Genomic DNA, 19568 nt, shown 5'->3' with positions numbered 1-19568 from the left:
TTGGCTTATTCTGCTTGGGTTTTAGGTGTGACAGGATAACCAGGCACGGCATTTTGTATGCCGTCCACAATGACATTATCCTCGGCGTTCAATCCTTTTGAAATGGCGCGCACTCCCTGATCCAGATTGCCCAAAACCACACGTTTCATGATTACTTCATGGTTTTGGTTAACCGTGAGCACATAAGGCCCAATTTGGTCATATTGGATAGCCGTATCCGGTATCGTTAACTGTGGCATGGGTTTGGTAATCGGTATTCGCACCTGCACAAAAAGACCTGGCAAAAGAGGATAATTTTTATTCGTTAATAAGGCACGGAATTCAATGGTCCCTGTAGAGGAATTAAGACCTGTGTTTACGAAATCCAGTTTTCCTTGATGGGGAAAATTGGCTTCATTTTGCATGCCTACATACACGGGAATTTTAGTAATTTCTGCAGGCTTAAATCCGTGGGCTTTCGCCGCTTCGCGCAGCTTAATTAAATCCAGTTCATTTAAATTAAAATATACATAGATCGGGTCTATTTGTTCGATAACAGCTAAATTCGTCGTTTCGCCATGCCCGACCAAATTTCCAGGGTCAATGAGATGCCGGCCAATTCTTCCGTCAAACGGTGCGGTGATGCGCGTATAACTATAATTGATGGCCGCCACTTCTGCATTGGCTTCGGCTTTTGCTACTTCAGCTTTTGATTCTTCGCTTTTAGCTTCCCATTTTTCCACGTTTTTAAGCGACGTTGCATTCTCCTTATACATTTGGCGTTGCCGCTCGTATTCAGCTTTGGCATAAGCATATGCTGCTTTTTGCGCTGCGACTGACGCTTGCGCTTCTTCCAGTTTTTGTTTGTAGGGTTCTTGTTCAATGATGAATAATTCTTGGCCTTTTTTAACCGCTGCTCCATCCACGAATTTAACTTCTTCCAAATATCCTTCCACGCGGGCGACTAAATTTACTGAATTAAAAGCCACGGTGTTCCCGGTTTGGGTAATGTATTCTGTGCGCTTAAGCCATTGTGGTTTCTTGACAACCACGACCGCAGTAGGGGGTGTTGGCGCAATATTTTTATTTCTGGGGTGAAGCATAAAATAAATCGCCAGCAACACGATGACCCCAATGACGGCTGTCGTTTTCAATGTCAATTTTTTATTAAAATTCATGGCTTCACCAATTAGGTAAATACAATTGCTTTATTTTTTGCGAACTTGTAACCGGTGGTAGATGATGTTGCGGTTCCAGTAAATTACCCCAATTTGTCCGCGCAGCCATCTCGGCCTTAACCTGTTGCGGTATAACATCCTTGCCACAGCGAATTTGCCAGCCCCCTCCCAAGGCACGGTAAAGCGCTATGAGTGCCTGGGCGACTTCTCCGCGAGCATTGATAAGTGAACTTTGCACTCTTAACTCTTGCCGCTCAACATCAACTACTGTGGTATAGGTCGCTTCTCCTTGACGATAACGGATTAAAGCTAGTTTGGTTGACTGCGTGGCAGACTGACTGGCCTTAATGAGATAAGCTTCTGTCTTTCGTCCTTCGATGTAACGGGTGATGTTATCTTGTACTTCTTGTTGTGCTTTTAAGACTGCCTGCAGGTAATTTAACAAAGCTTGTTGAAATGCAGCATCTTGCATGCGTACCGCATTGGTAATTTGACCGTAATTCAATAATGGCCAGGTAACAGATGGGCCTGCGGTAATCGCGCGATTTGACCAGTTGAACATATCGCTTAGAGAATTATTATCAATATTGTTGGCAGCAAACACAAAAGTCCCGGCAAGAGTAAAAGCTGGGTAAAGGCTCGCTTTTACTACGCCAATGTTGGCTGATTGAGCTATAGCTTCCATGCGGGCTTGGTAAATGTCTGGGCGTTGTGCCAGAGTTTCTCTGGGTATGCCTACCGCCGCCATGGCTGGGGTTTTGGGAATACCTTGGCTTTTTACTAAAAGCTTATCCACAGCATCCGGGGTAATACCCAACAAAACCCCAAGCTTATCTTTTTGTATGCGAAGATCGCTAAGTAAAGTCGGCAAGGTAGATTGCGTTTCAGCTAATTGTGTTTCAGCTTGTTCAACGTCCAATAAACTGGTTTGCCCGCCTTTATACCGTGATTTGGCAATTTGCAAGGAAATAGTTTGCAATTCAAGGTTTTGTCTCGTTATCCGAATCAGTTGCTCATTCGTTCTAATTTTAACATAGCTACTTGCGATATCTGCCGTGAGGCTGACCAGGGCATTGTCATAAGCCGCAACGGATGCTAAAAAAGAAGCATCATTGGCTTGAATAGCCCGGCGGTATTTTCCCCAAAAATCCAGTTCCCAACTTGCGGTAAAGCCCAGAGATGCCGTATCAAAAGTAGAGGGAATTACATCTTGCAACATGCCGCCACCAATGCGGTTATACGTATAATTGCCAATCAACGCTTGCTGTTGTGGATACAGTTGCCCAACGGATTGCGCAAGTTTCGCGCGGGCTTGTAAAACCCGCACTCCTGCAATTTGTAAAGATAGATTATTGTGATAGCCATTATGGATTAAAGCGGTGAGGGTGGGGTCTTTAAAAGTTTTCCACCAATCGGCATTATGAAGAGGTTTCCCTTTAAAGACCGGTTTGTCAGGAAGCCATGTGCCAGCAATTTTTTTTCTAGGCTCTTTATAATCAGGACCCACCATACAGGCGCTGAGCAATAAGCAGGACATGATGGTGAAGAGTTTTAACATATGGATGAATAATTTCCCTATCATTAAAGATTTCAGCCTTGAAATGGGAGGATGAACAGGTAAGAGCAGGAGCGCCGTTTAATTCATACTCTGAAAATTATCTTATCCGCGTTGAAATAAATGAACAAGTAAAAAGTGAGCAACTTAAATTGAAAAGAAATTCGTATGCTCCCATTGATTAAAAGCATATTCCGGATACCTGGCAGGGAAGAAAGACAATTGGCTTGAGTAAATTTTTGCTGATGTTGAATCCTATTTCCACTCCGATATAATCGTCGCCAAGTTTTATTTTTAAATGAACTTTATGAAAAAAATATTGGCTATTCTGCTTATCTTGCCCTCGTTGTCTTTTTCCAAGTCACCCTCATCAGAAGTAGTAAGCAGCCCATGGGAAGCGATACCAAGCCCTGCATGGGGAGTCGGTCTTTATCGGCTAAGCGTACCTCATGGCTGGCTGGTTTATACAGGTGGGGGTACAACCGCTACGACTGTATTTGTCCCGGATGAAGATCATGAATGGATCTTAAATCCTGTAACAAATTAATTCCTATTTGTTTTTTCAATATGGATTGAAGGATGGCAGCTGTTCTTACCCTTGTGAAATAGCGGAGCCAGTTCAAAAAGCGCGGTATATTTGCCAAAAGAGTAGCTGGGGCTTCTTTTGCGCAATAAAAATTGTTTAGTGTCCGTCATTGGTTGAGCGGGCAATGTTATGCGTCACCCGCGGGATTATTGTGATATTTGCTCATGGTTTCGCATATAAAATCCCTTGCTAATGAACCCGCCATCCTAGGTTGTAGGGTGGTGATGTATTTGGAGAATGATGTATGGAAAAACCTTTAAAGGCTATTGATAGGAAGCGATGCGATTGGGTGCCATTGGATAAGCCTGATTATGTCTGTTATCACGATACAGAATGGGGAGTGCCCGTGCATGATGATAAGCGGCTTTTTGAAATGCTTATTCTTGAGGGCGCACAAGCCGGTTTGAGCTGGTACACCATACTGAAAAGGCGCGCGGGATACCGTGCAGCATTTAAGGATTTTGATGTAGTAAAAGTATCGGAAATGTCTGATGCAGAATTAGAGAGTATTTTAAATAACGCAGACATTATCCGTAATAGGTTAAAAGTATTTTCTGCGCGTAAAAATGCACGGATATTCCACTCCATGCAACAAGAATTTGGTTCTTTTTCTGCCTATTTATGGGCTTTCGTAGACGGCAATCCGCTGATAAATCGCTATGTCAGTTTGCAGGATGTGCCCACCCGTACTTCAATCTCCGATGCTATTTCCAAAGACTTGAAAAAACGCGGGATGAGTTTTGTCGGTTCCACGATAATCTATGCTTACATGCAGGCAGTCGGTATGGTGGATGATCACCAGACCGGTTGTTTTAAGGCTTGTCCGGGTAAGTAATCTTAACGTTTATTCATGGATAAACGTTTGGTGCGAAAGTGATGGTTGCATGGGTTGTATGAAAAGCTAAATTTTCCTACAACATAAAACAGCTTACGCAGCGTATCTTATTCAGAGAAGCATATGATTAATGTAGAAACTCTTGTGTTGGTTGCTGTATGGAAAGAACCTTTTGTGTTCCAAGGTTGTATTAAAATAACGGCGCTGAACGAAGAAAATATCACTTTTTTCTTCTTCAGATGCCAATCTATCCATGCCTCACAAAATGATCTAGTTACCGGTGATTTTTCCGCAGATGACTATGAATTTACTCATTTATATAATGAGATAAACCCTAACCCACTGCACCTTAATAATGAAAATCCTATCATTGCTTATGCTATGGAAATGTTGAAATATGCGTTGCATGTTACGTTAAAAGAAATGATATCGAGCCGCAAATTACACTTCACATCAATTGATGATGTAGCAATGCAAGCGATGATTAATAAGGTTAAGGCTGTTTTGTCTAAAAAATTAACTTTACCCCCAGAGGAGCATATTGGCTTCGCAGTCGCCATGGATTTTTATCCGCAGGAAGAAATGGGGCGTTTTGCAGCATTGGCATTGCTTAATAAATTAGAGCCACTTGTTCATGATTCTCATAGCTGCCACTGAATAATAAAGATTATTATTTACTCTAAAACTCATCGATTAATGAATCAAAGCGGCTTCCAACAAACTTATAACAGAATTTAGTGCCATGCAGAATGTAGCTGTTTGGATGTGACATATAGGGCTTGTAAAAATCCATATGAACGCTAGAAATCCTATGAATTTTTGCATAATCAATTTCAATGGCTTCGGGAAGCCAGTAAGTCCATCAATACATGCAATAAATATCTCATCTAGGCCACGATTTTTTTATCGTGAGTACATTAAGCCAAAATTTAGCCCCTTCATTTTGACTAATCCACATGCCCAGAAGCTCCTTGTAGCCGTCTGTATTAAACACCTAACGTTAAATAGACGCACTTGTTAATAATGCCTTTATCCGTCTTTACTTTAACAACAATACCATCCAAATAAACGATCGGAAAACAGCTATGCAATGGTCTTGCTTGCCCTGCACGTACATCCGATACGGATACTTATTTAAATAATATTTTTCCACCAACGACCTTCCCACCAATTTTAGAATTACCACGAATGATTACTTCACCATGTCCGCCTGCAAAAATTATATCTCCAGAGATTTCAGAGAAATTATCCAAGTGATCCTACCTCGAAAAACCGGACACCCACTTTATGCAACCATGCCAAATTTGCTAGGGGTCTGAAACCCTAAAGTTGAATGGATGCGTTTGCGATTGTAAAACACCTCAATATAATCGAATAGAGCTAATTGAGCCTCCTTTCTGGTTTTATAAGTCATCCCATAAATGGTCTCCACTTTCAAAGTATGATAAGCTCTCTCGCTACTTGTCTTAATGGCTTATTACTTTGCTCTAGAAATTCAATTGCTTTAACTTTGAACTCTTTTGTGTAGATACTTCTGACCATTGCTACTCCTTGTTGATGAGATTATATCTCTTAAACAAGGTGTACGGCTAATCGAGGAGGGATCAAAATTAACATTTGATACTTTAAATAGAAAAGAAAAAAAAGCATTGGTAATTCACCTGCATAGGGTAGGTGCTTTTTCTGGGAAGAATTCAGCACAGTATATTGCTGAGATTCTCAATGTATCACGGGCCACTATTTATAACTATTTAGGCTGTTTAGAATCGTAATTAAGGATTGTAAATGTTAGATATCCACAGTGAAGTACTGCACGCTGAAAAAAGAATCCGTTTATCTGTGCGTGAAACGCCTCTGGATTTTTCCTTACCTCTTAGCAAAATCACAAACTTAAACCTCTATTTAAAGCATGAAAATTTACAGCATACAGGGTCTTTTAAAGTTCGCGGGGCATTTAACGCCTTATTATCTTTAACAAAAACACAAAAAGAGAAAGGAGTTGTGGTCGCTTCAACTGGGAATCATGGGGCTGCAATTGCCTATAGTCTAAGTAAATTAAATATTCCTGGTATTATTTTTGTTCCTGAAAATGTCTCCCTTACCAAAGTTGAAAATATTCGTAATTACAACATTCCTCTTAAATTTCATGGAACTGATAGTGTAGAAACAGAGCTTTATGCATTAGATTATGCAAAGCATCAAGGCATGTCCTATATTTCACCTTATAATCATCCCCAAGTCATTGGTGGCCAAGGTACCATTGGCCTGGAAATTCTGCGTCAATTAGATTCTGTTGATGTAGTCTTTGTACCTGTCGGTGGTGGTGGCTTAATTGCAGGGATTGCCGGATACATAAAAGCTGTTTCCCCTAAAACAAAGATAATCGGCTGCCTGCCAGAAAACTCTCCTGTTATGTCTGCATCCATCAAGGCAGGAAAAATTATTTCCATGACCACATTGCAGACCCTTTCAGACGCAACAGCTGGAGGAATAGAGCCTAATTCAATGACTTTTGACTTATGCAACACGTATGTAGATGATTTTATTTTAGTCTCTGAGCGTGAAATTCAACGGGCAATATTAGCGATCATTAAAACTCAGCATCTCTTAATTGAGGGGGCTGCCGCTATGGCATTTGCGGCAATACTCAAGTGTGCTGAGCATTATAAAGATAAAAATGTTGTGGCAGTTTTAAGCGGCGCCAACATTAGTTTAGAAACCTTAAAATGCGTCATTGAGTAATCTTATGCGAATTATTAACCTGCATGAGATAAAAAACATCCTGAAATCTGTAGATATTATGACGGCTATTGAAGAAGGATTTGTTAACTATTCAAAAGGAAATTGCGTCGTTCCGCCCGTTGGAGAATTGTTATTTAAAACACCTCCCGGCGAAGTACACATTAAGTCCGGTTATATTAGAGGTGATGATTACTATGTGATTAAAATTGCTTCCGGATTTTATGATAATCAAGCATTCAATTTATCCTCCAACAATGGACTTATGCTGCTTTTTAGTCAGAAAACAGGAGAACTGCTAACAATTCTTCTCGATGAAGGATACTTGACTAATATACGAACTGGCATAGCTGGTGCAATTGCAGCAAAATATCTTGCACCCGGCACAGTCAATTGCATTGGTATTCTTGGTACTGGCACACAAGCACGATTACAATTGTCCTTCTTACGCTCAATAATGCCTTGTAGCAATGTGCTGGCTTTTGGAAGAAATTATCGCAATCTTCTGCACTTGCAGGAAGATATGCAAAAAGAAGGATTTAATGTGCAGATCACCCAGGTCATGGAAAAATTAACAGCAATTTGTAATCTTATTGTAACAACAACCCCATCAACATTGCCCATTTTATTTGCTAAAAATATTAAGCCTGGCACGCATATCACTGCTATTGGAGCGAGCGACAAACAAGAACTCGATGTATCCATATTCGGCGTGGCGGATATGGTTGTTGTTGATAGTGTGGCGCAGTGTGTCGAGAGAGGAAATACCGCTCATGCTGTTCGTAAAAAAATAATTCGAGCGGAGAATTTAGTTGAGTTAGGGCAGATTATTTCAGGGGAGAGCGTTGGTCGTACAAACGATACTCAAATAACAATTGCTGATTTAACGGGTTTAGCAATACAGGATCTTCAAATTGCAAAAAAAATTAATGAAGCATGCTTGGCCTGGTTCGCGTTTGCTGTTTTGTAATTTAGCCCCAAAATAAGCTAAATTTTTCAACCAAAATTCTTCATGGAAAACAATTTATTAGATTTTATTTTTGATAAAATGAAATAACTTTAAACAGTTTTGGGTTGCTTTTAATCTTGTTTAGTGTAAAATTTGTCCAGTTATGAGAAAATTACTTTATATCAGCGTTATTATATTGTGTTTGTCTGTAGGCGGTTTCTGGGTGTGGAAATTTTATTCTCCAGCGCCAGCAAAGCCCTTGCACCTTAAGACATTTTCCTTCGCAAAACTGCCGGGGTGGGATGCAGCTGATGCTTTGCAATCCTTCAAGGCTTTTAAAATTTCCTGTAAAACATTTTTAAAGCAAAAGCCTGAAAAATCAGTGGGCAGCCCCTACATTGACGTTAAAGCAAAAGATTGGCATTCTGCATGTCAGGCTTTATCCATAAAAGAGCCTGCGACGGATAAAGAAGCCCGTGAGTTTTTTGAAACCTGGTTTACACCTGTTCTTTTTCACGAGAACCAGCCCGTACGCGGTTTGTTTACAGGATATTACATGCCCGTCCTGGAAGGCAATTTGACCAAAACTGCTAAGTTTAATACCCCGATTTATGGTTTGCCTAACGATAGGATTACTATAAATCTGGGTCTTTTTGATCCAAGCTTAAAACACCATCGTAAGTTAATTGGACGATTGCAGGGTAAAAAGTTAGTTCCATACTATACTCGCGCCCAAATTTCCAAAGGTGCTATCGCCAAATCAGCTCCCGTACTTGCTTGGATAAGCAATAAAGTAGATTTGCAATTTTTGGAAATTGAGGGTTCTGGTGTGGTGCAATTACCAGACGGCAAAAATCTGTTCTTGGGTTATGCTGGTGAAAATGGGGCTCCCTATACTTCCATAGCTCGAGTTCTAATCGATAAAGGCGTGATGACTAAGGATAATGCCTCCATGCAGCGTATCCGCAAATACTTTAAACAACACCCCAAAGAAGTGGATAAAGTTTTAAACAAAAACAAATCATTTGTATTTTTTAATGTTTTAAAGCAAGAAGCTGCTTTAGGTTCGCAAGGTGTTCCCTTAACTCCGGGCTATTCGCTAGCGGTGGATTTGAAATGGGTTCCTATAGGCACGCCAATTTGGTTGAATACTACCCGCCCTGATAATGCCAAGAAAGAAGCGCCTTTCCAACGCCTTATGGTTGCCCAGGATACAGGTGGTGCGATTCGTGGAGCAGTTCGTGGTGACGTATATTGGGGGCCGGGGAAAGAAGCGGCTTATATTGCTGGCCACATGAAAAATCCAGGACACTATTGGTTGTTGCTACCCAAACATATAGTAGGGCGATTAAAAGATAAAATTGCTTAATTTTTTTTATGAATTAAGCAATACGCATCACTCATATGAGACTGTAGATAAAATTGTGTAACTGTCTATGACAAGAGCCTTTGAGGCTAAGGATAGATAGTACTGAATAGAGAAGCATTAGAAGCCTTTGCTCGCGAAGCGGCAAAGACATTAAAGACAGAAAAAGATCTAAATGATTTCAGTCAACTGTTAACCAAGATTACAATTGAGGCAGCGCTTACTGCTGAACTGGATGAGCATCTTGGGTTATGAAAAGCATGTAAAATCCAGCACATCAAATAGCCGCAACGGATATAGCAAGAAAATATTAAGAACTGAAGATGGTCAGTTTAAATTAAGTACTCCACGAGGCATTTTTACCCTTCCGCCACTCTGCCAGTAGTTATTCAGCAGCAACAAGAATTTGTTCAACCTGATTGTTTTTAAATACAACATGCTTATGCAATCCTATAGAAACAACGGCTGGTGCTAATTCTTTCATTATATTAATTGCTTCTTGCCTTTGTTGCTCACTCGCATTTGCATTTCCCAAACAATCTATGTTTGCTAAAAAAGCGGCAATTGTACCCTTTCTTATCGTTTTTCCATTGATGGTCGTATTATCAACTCCATTCGGTAAAATATCTTCTGGTCGTAGTAAATTATTAGTCAAAATAATTAGGCAACGTCCCTAAAGTTTTTTAGACAAGATTTCATCTTAAATTGAGCACAAATTTTTCTATTTCACTTCGATCTACCCCCTCTCCCGCGATAGGAGCTTTGATAGTATGATGATGCCCTTCGCGGGAGAGGGTTGGGGAGAGGGAAATGGACAAATCTGCGCTAAGATTCCGAGCCATCCACATTATACCTTCTACAAAAAGCCGGTTGTCTGATCCCCTCCGACCAGGATCCCCCGACTTACCTGGTAAGCAATCTTTAATCCTGTTCCATTCATCATCTGTAAGCATAAAACCACCATGTCATTTCTATCGCAGATTATACACAATCATCAATGTCGACAGAACCTAAATCCCGAACAAACAGTCGGCTTCATGCTGGGGAATTACAATCATGCCATCGCACTCACCTATAAAACAGGAGAAGGTTGGACATTCATGGATATTAACCAATATCCACCTCAAGCTGTAAAAAATGACACAGATTTGTTGACTGACCATATAAGGCTTGCTTTTGATTTTTCATACCATACACCTTTTAATGTAAAGCTATTCACTACAGGTGATCATGCGAACCTCGCACAATTTAAGGGACAATTTGCTGCGTTTAAATCCGCACATAACCTCAGCGCGGAAATGATTCAGCGAACAGGAGCCGATGCAATTGATTTAGCTTATATCGCTGCCCAAGATGGAGATACCGATACTCTCTTAAAGCTTGGTGAGGCAGGGGCGAACTTCAATAAAACCTATGGGAAGTATAAAAAAAATCTTGCCTGGCTAGCTGCCGAGAAGGGCCATACAAAAGCTCTGAAAATACTTGCCGATCATAAGGTAGATTTGCATAAGGCCAATGTTAATGGTAGGACTCCCATGCATGCCGCTGCTTTAAATGGTAAATGCGAAGCCATTAGAATACTGCAGCAACAAGGAGTTCCTATTAATATAAAAGATAAAGATGGATTAACACCTGCCCATATAGCCGCTTTCGGTGAGCACGATAAAGCTCTGGATACCCTTAAGCAATTAGGGGCGGATTTAAATGAACCCGATGCATCCGGCATGACCCCGCTTCATTATGCAGCATGGGGGAACCAAGAGCACCTTGTAGTTAAATTATTAAATGATGAACAGATAGACCGCGATAAAAAGAGTAATAATGGTCGTCACGCCATCCACTATGCAGCTGATGTGGGCAGCGAAACTATCTTGGACCTTTTTAAAGAAAAAGGAGTGGATTTATTGCTTGAGGATGATAATGGGCGAACCATTGCCCATATTCTTGCCGGTAAAGGCCATAAAGAATTGATTGAAAAATTCATGGCTCAGGGGATTGATTTTAATAAGAAAGATAAAAATGGTTTGACACCTCTGTACCATGCAGCCCTAGACGGACAACTTGAAGTAATTGAATTTCTCGCGGCTAAAGGAGTCGATTTAAATGCAGAGGATAGCCTGGGACAAAACATAGCTAATATGGCCGCCCTAACTAACCAGGCGCACCTCATACCTGCATTGGCGGCTAAAGGTGTCAATATGACAAAAAAAGATAAGGGTGGCAATACGCCTCTTGTCTGGGCGGCGTATCATGGTTCAAAAGAAACCTTCCTGGAACTTGTTAAATATGAAGTGGTAAGCAATGACACATACCTTTTTGCCATTCTTCAGGATCAACCAACGATTGTTGAAACGCTCCTTGAGTTAAATATAAATTTTAAAGATAAAGCATGGCGATTTAGTTCAGAAAATCAGTTAAGAGAATTTATTGCCCCCCCCTTAACCCCTGGGGAAGCCATCCCACCAAAAATAGAGGCAAGAATTAAGACATTCCTGGAGCAAAAAGCCAATAAAGAAAACATCCCCATCTCTCCCTACGAGCTTGCCTTCCTTGCAGGAAAAGATGAGATTGTGCAATTATTCAACCGACAAGACCCTAAAACTACGGAGCTGTTAACGAGCTTGCAAGCTTTAAGAAAATACGGCGAAACCATTAAAAACAAAAATAAAGAAAATAAAAAGCAAGAGCAAGAAAAAGGCATGCAAAATGCTACCGATAAAAATACCCTGGAAGGGGAAAAAGCCATGGCAGCCGCCGATGCACTGGAAAACCTTGCCTGCCTTTATTTCGCGGCGAAAAATGCCCCCAATCCAGATGACAAAGCCATAGAAACAATCCAAAACAGCTTTAAACAACAACTGGCGCAAACTTATCAAGACTTAAGCACCCACCGGGCCCGCTGGAAACCCTTCCTTGCCAACATCCTCATCGCAGCCACAGGCATCGGCCTTTTGGTTATCGTGGGCAAGCTCTTAATCACTGGCAGCGCATTCTTTGCTGAAACCAGGCGCCAAAAAATGGTCGGGCAAGTGGCAGGCGAGTTTGATAAATTGCTCAATACCAAACCTATGTAGCATTAATCTACCTATCTACTATTCCTTTCGCTCTAATAAATCCTCAATCTATTGATTGGACCATGGCTTCTTATTAAGAAAAACATACCTTGTGCTTGCGTAACTCTACATGGAATGATAGGAAATCAGTTATAACTCTAGTACGACGTTTCACTGAATCTGTCCTGTGAAAATGAAAGTCTGCTAACTTTCCGTTGAGCAGGGAATGCCTGAATAGACGCGTTGCAGATAAAAGTATGCTCATTCACGAAATAGTTGAGTGGCATAAAAACAGAGACGCTAAGGAGGCGGCTATCGATTGGCAGTTTACAACCGAAGACGCCATGATTAAATTGAAAAGGCTGTTTCCAGTTTTGCAACCAACAGGACAGATTGAGTGCAGCGTCGTACTAAATTGGCTTTTTAAAAGCCTGCCTGATATGGTATGGATATAACAACTGCTATTTACAGCGGGGTTGGCAATGAAAAAAGGGATTTTAAATCATTCTATTATTCATCTTTTATTAGAACACGAAAGAGAGCATGCAGAAAAAATCTATTTAAGACAGCCCCGCGAAGGTTGCTGGCATGAGTTTACCTGGGCGCAAGTAATGCACCAAGCCCGCCAGGTGGCTTCGTTTTTACACTCTTTAGGACTTAAAAAGGGTGCACACGTCTCAATTTTATCAAAAAATTGTGCTGAATGGTTTATTGCCGATTTCGGAGTGAGTTTAGCCGGGATGGTCAATATCCCACTTTTTGCCAATCAACATGCATCGAGCATTCAATACGTTTTAAACCATGGGGAAGTGGAGCTGGTTTTCCTTGGCAAGCTTGATAATCATGCGCACATGCGAAGTTCCATCCCTGAGCATGTGCGCACCATAAGTTTTGATTATCACCCCGACATGCAAACTACCTATCAATGGGCTGCTGTTTTGGCAAGCGAGCCATTGCAGGAAGTTATTTTGCCTAAGGCTTGCGATTTATTCACCATTATCTACTCGTCTGGCACTTCCGGCACGCCCAAGGGCGCCATGTATACCCACGAGGCAATTGCCAATTATCTTAACATCTTTTCGACTGATATTCGGCGCATGATTGATTTGCCCTATTATCACCTTTTATCGTATTTACCCTTAGCACATGTATATGAGCGTTCGGCGATTCAATTGGGGAGTTTGGCAATTCCAAGCGATGTGTCATTTGTTGAGAGCCTCGATGCCTTTGCGGAAAATTTACGTACGGTAAAACCCAATATTTTTGCTGCAGTGCCGCGGATTTGGGATGTGTTTCAGCACAAAATTGAACAAAAAATTTCACCGCAATTGCTCAATATTTTATTAAAACTCCCAATAATTTCTGGTTTGATTAAAAAGAAAATAAAACAGCAATTGGGTTTGGAAAACAGTCAGGCAAACATCTCCGGAGCGGCGCATTTGCCTGTTTCTATTTTGAGGTTTTTTGACAAAATAAATATTCCTATCCAGGAAGGTTATGGTCAGACAGAAAATTTTGCTTATGCGACGCTATCCCTACTAAATGAGCGCAAACCTGGATTTGTAGGTACACCAAGACTTCAGGTAGAAATTAAATATGGCGAAAATAATGAGTTGATTATGAAGTCCCCTTGTCTTATGCGTGGATATTATAAAGACGAAGAAGCAACTGCAGAGGCGTTTACTGCGGATGGCTGGCTGCGTACCGGTGATATTGTCGAAATTGATGCTCAAAACCGTGTGAAAATTTTAGGACGTGTGTCGGAGAATTTTAAAAATTTAAAAGGTGAATTCATAGCTCCAACTCCCATTGAAAAAGAATTTTTTGAACCCGAGTTAATTGAGAATGTGTGTCTGGTAGGCCGTGAGTTGGCTCGAAATGTATTATTAGTCAGCTTGACTAACGAGGGCCGCCGCAAACCGCATGAAGAAATTAAAGAATACTTGCAGGTACGTTTGCATGCCACCAATCAAACGTTAAAAAGCTATGAAAAAATCAGTCATATTTTAATCGTCAAGGAACCCTGGACACCTGAAAACAATTTATTAACGCCTACTTTGAAGGTGAGGCGGCGGCAAGTTGAAGCGCATTACCATGCGTTTATTCAACAAGCGGTTACCGATCATCATCTTATTGTGTGGGAATAATTTCGCATTTAAAGGCAGAGCTGGAGCAGAAGGTTAAAAGTAAACCCCCAACAGTGTAAGAATTGAACCCTGGGGTTCAGGTGGGATGCATTCGTGCCGGATCAGGCTTCCCATACATTGTGGTATAGCACAACACAGGCAACAGAACACGCCCCTAACAATGTGCTTATCGGTTCAAAAATCTTACTGTTGGGTTAATTAACAGTATATCATTTTATTAAAACATTTGTCTAAAAAAGCAAGTTTAAGCTTACAAAATGTTAGGCAGGCTGGCAAGGCAGCCCCGTAGACTGTAACAAGTTAAAACCATCTGCATTGGCTGTTTCTTGAATAGCATGCAGTTTCTTAGCGGAATCGGTATGATATAAAAAGAAAAAATTCCTGTTTTGCCTGACGTTTACCACCCCTTTGACGATTACTAACAAGCCGAAACTGCAAATTGCCAGGGCTAAATTCCCTAAAAACTCCCCCCAACCGCGATGTTTGCTTAACTCAGCACTCGCATGGTCCAAGGCTAGATTGCAATCTTTTTTAAATTCAGATGCAGCGCACCCGCCGTTTAATATATGCTGGTTATAAGCTTCTTTTAAATTTTTAAGAAGCGTTTCAGCCGCATGGACTGCTTTAAGTTCATTTCTTTGTTGCAAATCCTTTATTTTATCCTCAAGAATTACAAAATGTTGTTCAAAATTTTCTTTTGCTTTCTGGTATGCAAGATATTTTGATTGAGGGAGTAGCGGAACATTCTTATTAGCATGGTCGATTTGTTGCTTAAATTCAGTACGTTGATGTTGCTGAGGGGTAAATTTATCAGCCACATAGATTTTGTCTTGTTTGAACTCTTGCTCACCGTTCGCCAGATATCCCATCTTCTTCACAGTTGCTCGGTAATCATTATCAATTATCCCGCATCCAGTGATAGTTGCTATTTGTTGCAATGCCTGCACATCGCCAGCATATTTGCTAATGATTAAGCTAACATTTTTAGGCATTAATTCTGGATATTGTGTAAAAAATTCACTGACGCTTTTTAAAATAGAATCTTTATCATCATAAAAATGAAAGCGAATGTCTTCATTGGGGTTTTCTTGAGCAATTTTATGCATTTGGGCATAAAGGATGCTGACTTTTGTTTCATCAAACAGCCAGTCGGCGTGTTCTCCTTCATAGGCCTCGGTATATGCCTCGATGGCGCGGTTAAAAGAGGTTCCTGCCGGCAAATTTCCATAAATATCCGCCAGCAAAAAAGTATCCAAATCCAGGCCTAAAAAGATACAAATTTTTTCCAGGGCCGGGAAACAGGAGCCTTTTCCCCATGCATTCCCTATATCAATTGTATAAGATTGCCTATTTGAACCTACAAAGGCTATAGTTTTTGAAAATGTTTTCTTTAATTCCAATAAATGATCGCGAAGAAATGGAATGTTATGATGGATTACATTTTTATTCCCGGATGTACAGAAGTCTTGATGAAATAAGCAACCATCAAAATCAAGGGAGAAAACACCAATGGGCATAGCGACAGACTAAACAATGAAAATGATTGACGATTTTAACAAAAAAAACTTAAGTAAATATTAAATTAGAAAAAAGCACGATGAACATCTTCAAAAAATTAATCCATTTAGAGTCTAATGCTTCTGCATTTGGTTTCCGTTGGGAATCGGCTGAGCAGATTTTAGCGCAGATTCAGAGTGAATGTGCTGAGATAAACGAATTGCTGCCACCAAGCGAGGAGAGGAATTTATTTAAATTAGAGGAAGAGATTGGTGATCTTTTACATGCTGTATTTTCTTTGTGTTTGTTTTGCCAATTCGATCCCAAAAGCACCTTGGCAGCTGCCTTGAACAAATTTGAAAAACGGTTGCAAGAGGTTAAACAAATTGCTCATGAGCAAGGCTTGGTAAGTTTGCAGGGAAAAGCATCAGAAGAATTGTTGTCAATCTGGACAAAGGCTAAGGCGCGGGCGGGTTGTTCTGATTAGGGTTACGGGAGTCTATCAAGGTTAATAGGGTGCTTAAGTGATCAGCTTCCAAAGCTGGTTTATCCCAGCGAATACGATGGATGCGTGGGAAGCGTAAAGCAACTCCAGATTTATGTCGTGAAGAAAAGTTCACCGCATCAAAGGCAATTTCGAAGACCAATTCTTTACTCACTTCAAGCACTGGTCCGAATCTTTGCATAATGTGAGCACGAATCCATTTATCCAATTGATACAATTCTTCATCCGTGAATCCAAAATAAGCTTTGCCAATAGGCAGTAATTTGTCATCACTCCATAAACCAAACGTGTAATCTGAATAATAGGATGAACGTTTACCATGGCCGCGTTGTGCATACATCAATACGGCGTCTAATAAAAAAGGCTCGCGCTTCCACTTATACCAATGACCTTTAGGACGACCCGGAATATAAGGACTGTTTTTTCTTTTAAGCATGAGACCTTCAATATGGGGGCGTTTTAAGGCATTGCTTCTGATTTGCGCCAGCGTATCTTGCTCCCGAAAAGAAATCATTTCGGATAGCCACATGTTTGCCGGATGGTGTTTAGCGAACCAGGCTTCCAGGCAAGCACGCCGTTTCACAAACGGCAAAGTGTCCAAAGGAGTTCCCTCAGAGGATAAGATATCAAACAAGATGACCCCAGCAGGATATTTTTCAAGAATTTTGTTATCAGGCTTTTTGCGGTTCAAGCGTTGCTGTAGTTCATTAAAACTGCCGATTTCAGCCGGGGAGCCTACAATAAGTTCTCCATCTAAGATGACGGTGGTGTTAATTGCCTGCAGCACATCGGGAAATGCAGTATTAATATTATCACCTGTTCTTGAAAAAAGTGCTTTCCCTTGCTCATTGCATACGATTTGTATACGAATGCCGTCATATTTTGGTTCTATTAAAAAATCATCGGGCGTAATCTGTGGGTGGTCTTTTTCTTGCAGGGGGTGGGAAAGCATTACCGGATGAAAAAATAAGGATTGTGTAATTACAGGATGCGAATTTTTCCCATCCAGCCAAGATAAAAGTTCCGTATAAGGAGGGTTAATTCCATGCCAAAGTTTTTCAATTTGTTTGACATCTACTTGCCCATATTCCGCCAATGTTTTTTTAACGAAACGTGCAGAAATTCCTATCCTTAAACTGCCGGTACCAAGTTTCAACAGGGCCCAGCGCTCAGTAGGGTTGCTGCGATTCAGCAATTGAATCAAATAATCCGGGATTTTATTCTCTGGCAATTGATTAAAAGTATGAATGACTTCTGATAGGGGTGGTAATTCAGCTTGTTCCTGCAAAGATGCAGGCCATAATAATGCAAGTGTGTCTGATAAATCGCCCACGTAATCATAAGACAGATTAAATAAAAAAGGGTCGATGCGCTCATGAATGGCATCTCTTATAATCGATCGTTTAAACGTAGGGAATTCCAGAGCATTGGCTAGAATAGCCAGTGCATAGCCACGTTCTGGATCAGGCGTAGCAGCCAGATAGTTTTTTAGTAAATTAAGCTTGGCCAAATTACCATAAGTAAAATAAAGAGCATTGAGTAATTGCGCAAATCTTTTCATAACGATTCGCCCTCATCGGCAAAGCCCAGTAAATTTAATGGTAAAGCAGAATAACCATGTTGGCGGGCATAATAGACTAATCCATCTTCCTGCCCGTGCGTTACCCAAAGGCTTAAGGGATTTATTTCGCGAATTGTTTCGGTAAGCTCTGTCCAATCGGCATGATCAGAAATTACCAGCGGCAGTTCAATACGACCCTGTTTGGCGCGTGCTCGGATTTGCATCCAGCCGGTTGCATTGGCTATGCGGATTTTCCCCAATTTCCGCGTCCAGCGGCTATGCAAGGCGCTGGGCGGACATAGAGCTATTTTCCCGCTTAATTCTTGTTTATTTGCATCGGTAATGCCGCGCCATTCGCCTAATTTGATGCCGAAATTTTCATAAAGAGTACAAAATTTTGAGAGAGAATTGTGCAAATAAATGGGTGCATCATATGCCATCATGCGTAAGGTTTTAATGATTCGTTGGCATTTTCCTAATGGATAAACTCCCACTAAATGACAAAAATCCGGGAAGATAAGCAGGGATTCAAGCAACTTAGCAAGCTCGCTTTCAATTGGTGGATGTTTAAAGATAGGCAAGCCAAAAGTAGCTTCGGTCACAAATACATCACACGTTTCGCTCTTGAATGGGGTGCAGGTAGGATCCAATCTGCGCTTGTAATCTCCTGAAATAATAATTTTATGCTCATTGTGTTCAATGGCAATTTGCGCACTGCCTAAAACGTGTCCTGCCGGAATCAAACGTATGGATGTTTGCTTCATGGGTAGAGGTGCTTCATAAGGTAAAGGCAGCCATTTTTCTGTACTTTCCTTGCCATAGCGTAATTGCATAATAGCGATTGTTTCCGGGGTAGCAATGACTTGTCCATGGCCTGCACGCGCATGATCCGTATGTCCATGCGTAATGATGGCAACAGGGACTGCTTGAAATGGATCAATGTAGAAGTTGCCGGGAATGCAATACAATCCTTCTTCTTTTATGGCCAGACATTTATGTATCCATTGCATATGTTTCTCTCAAAGAAGCGTGCCAAGATTTAAATTGGTTTCTTTAATTAAAGTTTATGCAAGGTTCTTAGCGTAATCGAATAGCGCAGATTTTTTACAGCGGTAATGGAATGTTGCCATTGGGTACGTGCGATATTTGATAAAACGTAAGCCGAGCGTGGGTGAAGTTCTTTTTTTAAAACTGTTTTATGGTCTGATGTGGCTCTGAGTTTTATCGTGCAGGCGCTACCTAATGAAACACCTACAATTTTGGCAAACACAGGAGCGTCAAGATGCCAGCCGATGCCTGCACCAGATGGGTAATTTGAAATTAAAATTTCTGCTATTTCCCTGAAAGTAACGCCTAAAATACCTGCTGTTTTATCCATTAAATCATGTAGATACGGAGGAGGAGGGAACGTGGGATTTACCTGGCGTGTCGCATATGCATAGTTTAAGCCGAAATGTACCACTTTACGCCTGGCGGTTTGGCCATGCATTCTTACTTCTTGCCAATTTAATCGCTTGAATTCATCCAGTAAGATTTTTTCTTCTGCAGATGAAATAAAGGCAGGAAAATAACTAAATCCTGGGGGAAATTCTCCCGTCTGTATGCTCTGGTTTGACAT

At 40.9% G+C, this 19568-nt stretch carries 20 protein-coding genes and 2 pseudogenes; 10 read left to right on the top strand and 12 right to left on the bottom strand.

Annotation, left to right across the window (positions count from 1 at the left end):
* Positions 1-5 precede the first annotated feature (5 nt).
* Both NKV53_RS01125 and NKV53_RS01120 read right to left on the bottom strand, forming a co-directional pair.
* Positions 6-1157 (bottom strand): efflux RND transporter periplasmic adaptor subunit, encoded by a 1152-nt coding sequence (locus tag NKV53_RS01125; RefSeq protein ID WP_126953659.1) that lies wholly within the window; start codon positions 1155-1157, stop codon positions 6-8.
* A 4-nt stretch (positions 1158-1161) separates the two neighbouring features.
* Positions 1162-2715 carry an efflux transporter outer membrane subunit gene (locus NKV53_RS01120; RefSeq protein WP_127032839.1) on the bottom strand — a complete coding sequence of 518 codons (1554 nt, stop codon included), beginning with the start codon at positions 2713-2715 and terminating at the stop codon, positions 1162-1164.
* Positions 2716-3019: 304 nt separating this feature from the next.
* Between NKV53_RS01120 and NKV53_RS01115 the strand changes: the two genes are divergently transcribed.
* The 3 genes from NKV53_RS01115 (at position 3020) to NKV53_RS01105 (ending at position 4790) form a co-directional block, all read left to right on the top strand.
* Positions 3020-3259 carry a hypothetical protein gene (locus NKV53_RS01115; RefSeq protein ID WP_126953660.1) on the top strand — a complete coding sequence of 80 codons (240 nt, stop codon included), beginning with the start codon at positions 3020-3022 and terminating at the stop codon, positions 3257-3259.
* A 283-nt stretch (positions 3260-3542) separates the two neighbouring features.
* Positions 3543-4133 (top strand): DNA-3-methyladenine glycosylase I, encoded by a 591-nt coding sequence (locus NKV53_RS01110; protein WP_127032826.1) that lies wholly within the window; start codon positions 3543-3545, stop codon positions 4131-4133.
* A gap of 123 nt (positions 4134-4256) precedes the next feature.
* A complete protein-coding gene (locus tag NKV53_RS01105; RefSeq protein WP_127032828.1) occupies positions 4257-4790 on the top strand; it encodes a hypothetical protein in 534 nt (177 codons plus the stop codon).
* Positions 4791-4958: 168 nt separating this feature from the next.
* Here NKV53_RS01105 and NKV53_RS01100 read toward each other — a convergent pair.
* From NKV53_RS01100 to NKV53_RS11970, 3 genes and pseudogenes are all read right to left on the bottom strand, one after another.
* Positions 4959-5236 (bottom strand): annotated as a pseudogene (locus tag NKV53_RS01100) (transposase); the annotation flags it as partial.
* Between the two features lie 27 nt (positions 5237-5263).
* Complete coding sequence (locus tag NKV53_RS11860; RefSeq protein ID WP_256478708.1) at positions 5264-5386, bottom strand: hypothetical protein; 123 nt, start codon at positions 5384-5386, stop codon at positions 5264-5266.
* A gap of 32 nt (positions 5387-5418) precedes the next feature.
* Positions 5419-5604, bottom strand: a complete 186-nt coding sequence (locus tag NKV53_RS11970) for an IS3 family transposase (RefSeq protein WP_371923163.1) — start codon at positions 5602-5604, stop codon at positions 5419-5421.
* Between the two features lie 70 nt (positions 5605-5674).
* Here NKV53_RS11970 and NKV53_RS11965 point away from each other — a divergent pair, with 70 nt between their 5' ends.
* The 4 genes from NKV53_RS11965 (at position 5675) to NKV53_RS01085 (ending at position 9190) form a co-directional block, all read left to right on the top strand.
* The gene (locus NKV53_RS11965; protein WP_371923148.1) at positions 5675-5905 is read left to right on the top strand and encodes a helix-turn-helix domain-containing protein; all 231 of its coding nucleotides are present in this window, start codon (positions 5675-5677) and stop codon (positions 5903-5905) included.
* A 13-nt stretch (positions 5906-5918) separates the two neighbouring features.
* A complete protein-coding gene (locus NKV53_RS01095) occupies positions 5919-6875 on the top strand; it encodes a threonine/serine dehydratase (RefSeq protein ID WP_253350564.1) in 957 nt (318 codons plus the stop codon).
* A 4-nt stretch (positions 6876-6879) separates the two neighbouring features.
* On the top strand, positions 6880-7842 hold the full coding sequence (locus tag NKV53_RS01090) for a hypothetical protein (protein WP_253350563.1): 963 nt from the start codon (positions 6880-6882) through the stop codon (positions 7840-7842).
* A gap of 142 nt (positions 7843-7984) precedes the next feature.
* Complete coding sequence (locus NKV53_RS01085; RefSeq protein ID WP_126954892.1) at positions 7985-9190, top strand: murein transglycosylase A; 1206 nt, start codon at positions 7985-7987, stop codon at positions 9188-9190.
* Positions 9191-9572: 382 nt separating this feature from the next.
* Here NKV53_RS01085 and NKV53_RS01080 read toward each other — a convergent pair whose 3' ends face one another.
* The 3 genes and pseudogenes from NKV53_RS01080 to NKV53_RS01070 form a co-directional block, all read right to left on the bottom strand.
* Entirely contained in the window at positions 9573-9842 is a 270-nt protein-coding gene (locus NKV53_RS01080) for a hypothetical protein (protein ID WP_253350561.1), read from the bottom strand.
* Between the two features lie 40 nt (positions 9843-9882).
* Complete coding sequence (locus tag NKV53_RS01075) at positions 9883-10029, bottom strand: hypothetical protein (protein WP_253350816.1); 147 nt, start codon at positions 10027-10029, stop codon at positions 9883-9885.
* A pseudogene (locus NKV53_RS01070) lies at positions 10018-10140 on the bottom strand (transposase); the annotation flags it as partial. The pseudogene NKV53_RS01070 and the gene NKV53_RS01075, both read right to left, overlap by 12 nt.
* Before the next feature lie 84 nt (positions 10141-10224).
* Here NKV53_RS01070 and NKV53_RS01065 point away from each other — a divergent pair.
* Both NKV53_RS01065 and NKV53_RS01060 read left to right on the top strand, forming a co-directional pair.
* Positions 10225-12261 (top strand): ankyrin repeat domain-containing protein, encoded by a 2037-nt coding sequence (locus NKV53_RS01065; RefSeq protein WP_253350559.1) that lies wholly within the window; start codon positions 10225-10227, stop codon positions 12259-12261.
* Between the two features lie 461 nt (positions 12262-12722).
* On the top strand, positions 12723-14387 hold the full coding sequence (locus NKV53_RS01060) for an AMP-binding protein (RefSeq protein ID WP_126954160.1): 1665 nt from the start codon (positions 12723-12725) through the stop codon (positions 14385-14387).
* Positions 14388-14647: 260 nt separating this feature from the next.
* On the opposite strand, the gene NKV53_RS01055 is transcribed toward NKV53_RS01060, so the two are convergent.
* Positions 14648-15904 carry a hypothetical protein gene (locus tag NKV53_RS01055; protein WP_126954159.1) on the bottom strand — a complete coding sequence of 419 codons (1257 nt, stop codon included), beginning with the start codon at positions 15902-15904 and terminating at the stop codon, positions 14648-14650.
* An 80-nt stretch (positions 15905-15984) separates the two neighbouring features.
* Here NKV53_RS01055 and NKV53_RS01050 point away from each other — a divergent pair, with 80 nt between their 5' ends.
* A complete protein-coding gene (locus NKV53_RS01050) occupies positions 15985-16371 on the top strand; it encodes a MazG nucleotide pyrophosphohydrolase domain-containing protein (protein WP_126954158.1) in 387 nt (128 codons plus the stop codon).
* Here the strand turns inward: NKV53_RS01050 and NKV53_RS01045 are convergent.
* From NKV53_RS01045 to NKV53_RS01035, 3 genes are read right to left on the bottom strand one after another with little or no spacing between them, the layout of a single operon-like run.
* On the bottom strand, positions 16343-17950 hold the full coding sequence (locus NKV53_RS01045) for a cisplatin damage response ATP-dependent DNA ligase (RefSeq protein ID WP_126954157.1): 1608 nt from the start codon (positions 17948-17950) through the stop codon (positions 16343-16345). The genes NKV53_RS01050 and NKV53_RS01045 overlap by 29 nt on opposite strands.
* Positions 17947-18960 carry a ligase-associated DNA damage response exonuclease gene (locus NKV53_RS01040; RefSeq protein ID WP_126954156.1) on the bottom strand — a complete coding sequence of 338 codons (1014 nt, stop codon included), beginning with the start codon at positions 18958-18960 and terminating at the stop codon, positions 17947-17949. Before NKV53_RS01040 ends, NKV53_RS01045 begins: the two co-directional genes overlap by 4 nt.
* A gap of 47 nt (positions 18961-19007) precedes the next feature.
* Positions 19008-19568 carry an alpha-ketoglutarate-dependent dioxygenase AlkB gene (locus NKV53_RS01035; RefSeq protein WP_126954155.1) on the bottom strand — a complete coding sequence of 187 codons (561 nt, stop codon included), beginning with the start codon at positions 19566-19568 and terminating at the stop codon, positions 19008-19010.

Source organism: Legionella sp. 27cVA30, from assembly GCF_024160945.1.
GTDB lineage: Bacteria > Pseudomonadota > Gammaproteobacteria > Legionellales > Legionellaceae > Legionella_A > Legionella_A septentrionalis.
The sequence above is the reverse complement of the archived record's forward strand: the minus strand, read 5'-3'. Positions and strand labels throughout refer to the sequence as shown.